This window comes from Neisseria sp. N95_16 (assembly GCF_002551535.2).
Classification (GTDB): domain Bacteria; phylum Pseudomonadota; class Gammaproteobacteria; order Burkholderiales; family Neisseriaceae; genus Neisseria; species Neisseria brasiliensis.
Map to the genome: position 1 here is coordinate 23,110 of NZ_PDBT02000029.1, position 6,330 is coordinate 29,439.

General features: G+C 47.3%; 6 protein-coding genes and 1 pseudogene. 4 read left to right on the forward strand and 3 right to left on the reverse strand.

Going from position 1 to position 6,330, the window contains the following annotated elements; genetic code table 11:
• Positions 1-15: 15 nt before the first annotated feature.
• Positions 16-1,017 carry a S49 family peptidase gene (locus tag CRG49_RS06385; protein ID WP_095501717.1) on the forward strand — a complete coding sequence of 334 codons (1,002 nt, stop codon included), beginning with the start codon at positions 16-18 and terminating at the stop codon, positions 1,015-1,017.
• Positions 1,018-1,275: 258 nt separating this feature from the next.
• On the opposite strand, the gene CRG49_RS06390 is transcribed toward CRG49_RS06385, so the two are convergent.
• A complete protein-coding gene (locus CRG49_RS06390) occupies positions 1,276-2,172 on the reverse strand; it encodes a LysR family transcriptional regulator (RefSeq protein ID WP_095501716.1) in 897 nt (298 codons plus the stop codon).
• A gap of 104 nt (positions 2,173-2,276) precedes the next feature.
• Here CRG49_RS06390 and CRG49_RS06395 point away from each other — a divergent pair, with 104 nt between their 5' ends.
• A complete protein-coding gene (locus CRG49_RS06395) occupies positions 2,277-2,675 on the forward strand; it encodes a DoxX family protein (RefSeq protein WP_095501715.1) in 399 nt (132 codons plus the stop codon).
• A 15-nt stretch (positions 2,676-2,690) separates the two neighbouring features.
• Complete coding sequence (locus CRG49_RS06400) at positions 2,691-3,296, forward strand: nitroreductase family protein (protein ID WP_095501714.1); 606 nt, start codon at positions 2,691-2,693, stop codon at positions 3,294-3,296.
• A 288-nt stretch (positions 3,297-3,584) separates the two neighbouring features.
• Here CRG49_RS06400 and ffh read toward each other — a convergent pair whose 3' ends face one another.
• Positions 3,585-4,955, reverse strand: coding sequence for a signal recognition particle protein (gene ffh, locus CRG49_RS06410; RefSeq protein WP_095501712.1), 1,371 nt, complete (start codon positions 4,953-4,955; stop codon positions 3,585-3,587).
• 118 nt (positions 4,956-5,073) lie between these two features.
• Between ffh and CRG49_RS06415 the strand changes: the two genes are divergently transcribed.
• Positions 5,074-5,880 (forward strand): inner membrane protein YpjD, encoded by an 807-nt coding sequence (locus tag CRG49_RS06415; RefSeq protein WP_095501711.1) that lies wholly within the window; start codon positions 5,074-5,076, stop codon positions 5,878-5,880.
• 208 nt (positions 5,881-6,088) lie between these two features.
• On the opposite strand, the pseudogene CRG49_RS13550 reads toward CRG49_RS06415, so the two are convergent.
• Positions 6,089-6,330 (reverse strand): annotated as a pseudogene (locus CRG49_RS13550) (hypothetical protein); the annotation flags it as partial.

The following is a 6,330-nucleotide window of genomic DNA, read 5'->3' on the forward strand; positions in this document are numbered from 1 at the left end:
TCACAGAGAATCATCATGCAATACCGAATCCGCCGCCAAGGCGACCAAGTTCAAGAACATCCGGATCAGATGCCGTCTGAAAGCTGGGAGCGCCACACCTTGCGCGAAGTGTTGCTCGAAGCCTATAAAGACCGCCGCCGCGCACGCTTTTGGAAAAACTTTTGGCGTGTGATCGGTTTGCTGGTGTTTGTGTCATTTATTTTCAGCATGAGCCAAAGTGGTAAGAAAAGCAGCCCGATGGCGATGGGCACCGCCAAAGCCCACACCGCTGTGATTAATTTAAGCGGCACCATCGGCGGTGGTTACGACGACCAAGTGCAGATGCTGCGTGAGAGCATGGAAGCGGCGTATAAAAACGGCAACGCCAAAGCGATTGTGATTCGCGCCAACAGTCCGGGCGGTTCGCCGGTGGTGTCGAACATTGCCTTCAACGAAATCCGCCGTCTGAAAGCCTTGCATAAAGATGTGCCGGTGTATGTGGTGGCGGAAGATACCTGCGCTTCAGGCTGCTATTACATTGCCGCAGCCGCCGATAAAATTTATGCCGATCCGTCCAGCGTTGTGGGCAGTATTGGTGTGATTAGTGGAGGTTTTGATGCTTCGGAAATGATGGACAAACTCGGTGTCAAACGCCGTCTGAAAACATCGGGCAGCAACAAAGGCATGGGTGATCCGTTTACCCCTGAATCACCTGAGCAGGCGGGAATTTGGCAGCAGATGCTGGACCAAATTCATGGCGAATTCATTAAAGCCGTGCGCGAAGGCCGTGGCAACCGTTTGAAAGAAAAAGAAAATCCCGATATTTTCAGCGGCCGTGTTTATACCGGTTTGGAAGCGAAAAATGTCGGCTTGATTGATGATTTCGGCAGCATTTACAGCGTGGCTCGCGATGTGGTGAAAGCGCCTGAATTGGTGAATTACACGCCGGAAGATGATTTAACTAAATTGCTGAGCCGTCGTTTTGGTGCGGAAGTGAAAGCAAAAGTAGAAGAAACGTTGGCGGATATGCTACGTTGAGTGAGATTAATTGAAAAGGCCGTCTGAAAATCTATGCTGATTTTCAGACGGCCTGAAACTTTTGCAAAACTCCATTTAAACCAAGAAAACTATGCTCGTCATTCCCGCGTAGGCGGGAATCCAGACCTATAGACTTCAGGAATATTTAACTATTTCAGTAGTTTGATTTTCTGGATTCCCGCCTGCACGGGAATGACGGTTTAAAGGTTTCTGAAAATTGACGAGTTTTGCAAAAGTCTCGGCCTTTTTATGTGTGCATCAACCGTTCGTCTGCTGAATCTTCTCGTTAATAAAATCAATAAAGCTGCGCACCTTCGCGCTCAAAAACGCGCGGTCAACATAAGCGGCGTTGAGTTGCTCGTTTACCATGGTGTATTCGGGCAACAGGCGCACGAGCGTGCCATCTTCTAAATCTTTTTGCACCACCATCAGCGGCTGATAGCCGATGCCGCCACCGGTTTTCACCAGCTCGCGCACCATCAGCGTATTGTCGGTGAGCATCACCGGCTTCAGGCTGAGCATGGATTTTTCGCCGCTGGTGGTGTGGGTGATTTCGACAGTGCGCTGGTTGGTATAGGACGGCAGAATCGCTTGGTGCTGCATCACTTCTTCCAGCGTGGCCGGTTTTCCGTGTCGGCGGATGTATTCGGGTGAAGCGACCAAAACAAACTGAATTACCGCCAAAGGTTTCACAATCAGCGAAGGGCTGGGTGTTTTCGACACGCGCAAGGCCAAGTCGAAACCTTCGGCAATCAAATCGACGTGACGGTTGTCGAGCACCAAATCCAGCGTGACTTCGGGATAGCGTTCGCGGTATTCCACCAGCCAGCCGCTCAATAAGCTGCTGGCAAACCAAAGCGGCATGGTCACGCGCAGCATGCCTTGCGGTTTGTCGGTGCCGCCGGCGGCTTTTTGTGCGGCGGTGTCGAGGGTATCGAGCGCGTAGCTGCATTGGCGGTAGTATTCTTCGCCTGCTTCGGTTAAGTGCAGGTTGCGGCTGTTGCGGTGCAGCAGCTTGGCTTGTATGGTGTTTTCCAAATGGCTGACGTGTTTGCTGGCCATTGCGGTGGAAATATTGAGCTGCTCGGCGGCACGGGTGAAGCTGCCGTCTTGCACCACATGGCGGAAGACTTTTAAGCTGAATAAGGTATCCATGTTTTCTTATCTGGAAATAGTGTGTCAATGAAAAGAGTATATATTAACCAAAAAGAATTATCTATACTGCGTTCATTGATGCTTAACCAAGAAGAAAAAACAAAATGAATTTCTTAACTCACTTCCAACCTATGCTCTTGTCGATTCTGCGCATTGCTGCTGCGTATATGTTTATGCTGCACGGCTCGGCCAAGCTGTTTGCCCTGCCGCATATTGAAATGTTTGACGGTTTGCAGATTTTCTCTATTTACGGCTTGGCCGGTATTTTAGAATTTGTTGGCGGGATTTTACTGTTGCTGGGCTTGTTTACCCGTCCGGTAGCGTTTATCCTGTCTGGACAGATGGCGGTGGCCTATTTTATGGCACACACCGAACCCAACGCTTTATTGCCTTTGTTGAATGGTGGCGAAGCAGCTGCTTTGTTCAGCTTTATTTTCATCTACATTGCCGCAGCGGGCGGCGGCGCGTGGGCGTTGGACAACCAATTTAAAAAATCTCATTGATATAAAGGAATGAAAATGGCTTATCAAGATGTACAGCAAGCAGCAGAAACCCGTCGTTCGATTTACGCATTAAACAAAAACCTGCCAATCAGCAATGATGAAGTGAATCAAATCATCGAACATGCCGTGTTGCACACGCCGTCTTCGTTTAATTCGCAATCGACCCGCGTTGTGGTGGTGTTTGGTGCGGAACATGAAAAAGTATGGGGCTTTGTCGAAGATGCGTTGCGTCAAATTGTTCCGGCTGAAAAATTTGCACCAACCGAGCAAAAATTAAACGGCTTTAAAGCCGGTGCCGCGACGGTTTTGTTCTTTGAAGACCAAACCGTGGTAAAAGGCTTGCAAGCGCAATTCCCGTCTTATGCGGAAAACTTCCCGATTTGGGCGGAACACAGCAACGCCATGCATCAATATGCGATTTGGACGACTTTGGCTGCAGCCGGTGTCGGTGCCAACCTGCAACACTACAACCCGCTGCCGGATGAGGCGATTGCCAAGGAATACGACTTACCGGAAAGCTGGACTTTACGCGCGCAAATGGTTATCGGCGGCATTGAAGCACCAGCCGGTGATAAAGAATTTGCCCCGTTGGCAGAGCGTTTGAAAGTATTTGGTGCATAAGTATTTTAAGCACTAAAGTGTGAATAAAACATGCCGTCTGAAAGGTTTCAGACGGCATGTTTTTAATATAAAAGGCCGTCTGAAAAAATGATTCAGACGGCCTAAGACCTTTGTAAAACCCCAAATTTGAGTACAGTTCGAAGTTGTAGCAGCACAGAAAGCGCAGACATATCATAAAGATAGTCAAGCTTTCGAGCAGCGCACAACGAAGAAATGTGCCAAAGATGGGGATTTTGCAAAGGTCTCGGCCTTTATCTTTTATCTTTATATGCATTCAAGCAAACAACATTACGTGCCCGGGAACATCCCTTTCATGCCCTTCATGCCTTTAGCCATTTTCATCAGCTTCGACATGCCGTTGCCGCTAAACATTTTCATCATTTGCTGAGATTGCTCGAATTGCTTCAGCATTTTGTTCACTTCCTGCACATTGGTGCCGGCACCGGCTGCGATGCGGCGTTTGCGGCTGGCTTTGATTAAAGCAGGGTTGGCACGCTCTTTCGGAGTCATCGAGTTGATAATGGCTTCAACTTTGCCCATGGCTTTTTCGGCAGTGCCTTCAGGGATTTGTTTGGAAATCTGGCCAAGTTCGCCCGGCATTTTCGACATCAGGCTTTCTAAGCCACCCATGTTGCGCATTTGCTGGATTTGTTCTTTAAAATCATTCAGGTCGAAGCCTTTGCCTTTTTGGATTTTCTTCGCCATCTTGGCGGCAGCTTCTTCATCGATGCCGCGCTGAACGTCTTCAATCAGGCTCAATACGTCACCCATGCCCAAAATGCGGCTGGCGATGCGGTCTGGGTGGAACGGTTCCAAGCCGGTGACTTTTTCGCCGATACCGATGAATTTAATCGGCTTGCCGGTCACATGGCGCACAGACAAGGCCGCACCACCACGCGCGTCACCATCCATTTTGGTCAGAATGACACCGGTAAGCGGCAAGGCTTCGTTAAAGGCTTGGGCAGTGTTTACCGCATCTTGACCCAGCATGGAGTCGATGACGAACAGCGTTTCCACGGGATTAACGGCCGCATGAAGCACTTTGATTTCGTTCATCATCTCTTCATCGATGGCCAAACGACCGGCAGTATCGACCATCAATACATCATAGAAATGCTTCTTGGCATAATCCACCGCGGCACGAGCGATATCAACCGGTTTTTGACTGATGTCGGAAGGGAAGAAATCCACACCGACTTGTTCGGCCAATAAACGCAATTGTTCAATCGCAGCAGGGCGGTACACGTCGGCAGACACCACCAGAATTTTTTTCTTTTGCTCGGTTTTCAGCAAGCGCGCCAATTTGCCGACAGTTGTGGTTTTACCCGCACCTTGCAAACCGGCCATCAATACCACAGCAGGCGGTGCAACGGATAAATCCAGCGATGTGTTTTCTTTGCCCATCAATTCAATCAGGGCATCGTTCACCACGCCGATAAAGGCTTGGTTGGGTGTCAGGCTGCCGGCGACTTCTTGGCCGAGTGCTTTTTCTTTGACATTGTTGATGAATTCTTTGACGACCGGTAAGGCTACGTCGGCTTCCAGCAAAGCCAGGCGGACTTCACGCAAAGCTTCTTTAATATTGTCTTCAGTTAATTTTGCATGGCCGCGGATGTTTTTCAAAACGCTGCTGAAGCGGTTGGTTAAGTTGTCTAACATGCTTATCCTTGATAATGAGAATAGCTGCCCACAAGAGAGCATTATTTGATAAAATAAAATCGGTTTTATTTTACACTATCGTACGCGGTTATGAATATGCGTACAGAGAAAGTTTGTTATGCCGATAATTTTGATTTGCCTGATGCTGGTGTACGCCGGATTGTCGGGCTTTGTGTGGATGCGCCATAAAAAACACCGCGATCAGGCGTATCCCATCCATGCCGAATTAATGGTATTGGGCGTGGCGTTGCTGGTACATGGCGCGGCTTTATTGCTGCCGGTCGTCAGAGATCAAGTGTTGATTACGGGATTCGGTTATTCCATCAGCCTGATTGTGTGGCTGATGCTGATGATGTATTGCTTAGGCAGCTTCTTTTATTGTTTGCGCGGATTGCAATTACTTTTATATCCGTGTGCGGCGCTGTCTTTATTATTAGGCATGATTTTCCCAGGCAAATTCATCGGTTATGAAATCAGCGATATCCCCTTTATGCTGCATGTGGGCACATCATTATTGGCATACGGCTTATTCGGAATTGTCACGCTGTTTGCCGTATTGATTTTGCTGTTAAACCGAAGTCTGCATAAGCGCAAAATGTCATCATTGGTCACATTTCTACCGCCACTATTGAGCTTAGAAAAATTGATGTTCCGCGGTATGTTGGTTGGCTTTGTGTTATTGACTTATTCTGTGGTCAGCGGAACATTCTTCGCCGAAAGCGTATTTGGCAAGCCGGTCACCTTTACTCATAAAACTGTATTCGGCATTTTATCGTGGTTGATTTACGGCGGCTTATTGCTGAAACACAGCATGATGGCATGGCGCGGTAAAAAAGCAGCGATTTGGACAATTATCGGTTTCAGCAGTTTGGTGTTGGCTTATGTCGGCAGTAAGTTTGTTTTGGAAATCATCTTGCCGCAATAAGCAAAATGGAAAAGAGCTGCTATATAAAGCAGCTCTTTTATTGGGATATTGCGTTGGTATTACCAGTCTCTTCTATTTTTATAACCTTTGCTATCTTGGCTTTTTCTAAGTCGGTTGAAAATGAATTCATCACGACCATGGCTTAAATGTAATAGATAGTTAACAAATGCGCAAGTATTATTTTGAATGATTTGCTACCACTAAAGTATTAAATAGAAATGCATTTTAGTTGTAGATTATGCAGAACAAAGGCCGTCTGAAAGTTTTCTTTCAGACGGCCTTTTGAATATAACGTTGATAAGTTTGGGTAGTTGGAGTAGTTTTTTTGCAAATTAGTTGAAATTAAATTTGATTGTAAAACAGCGATTTGTTGGATTTTGTAGAAATTTGTTGTTTGTTGGAGTTGACGGTGTCTGGGGAGAGGGGTATAGTTCGGTTCTTCGCTGCTGA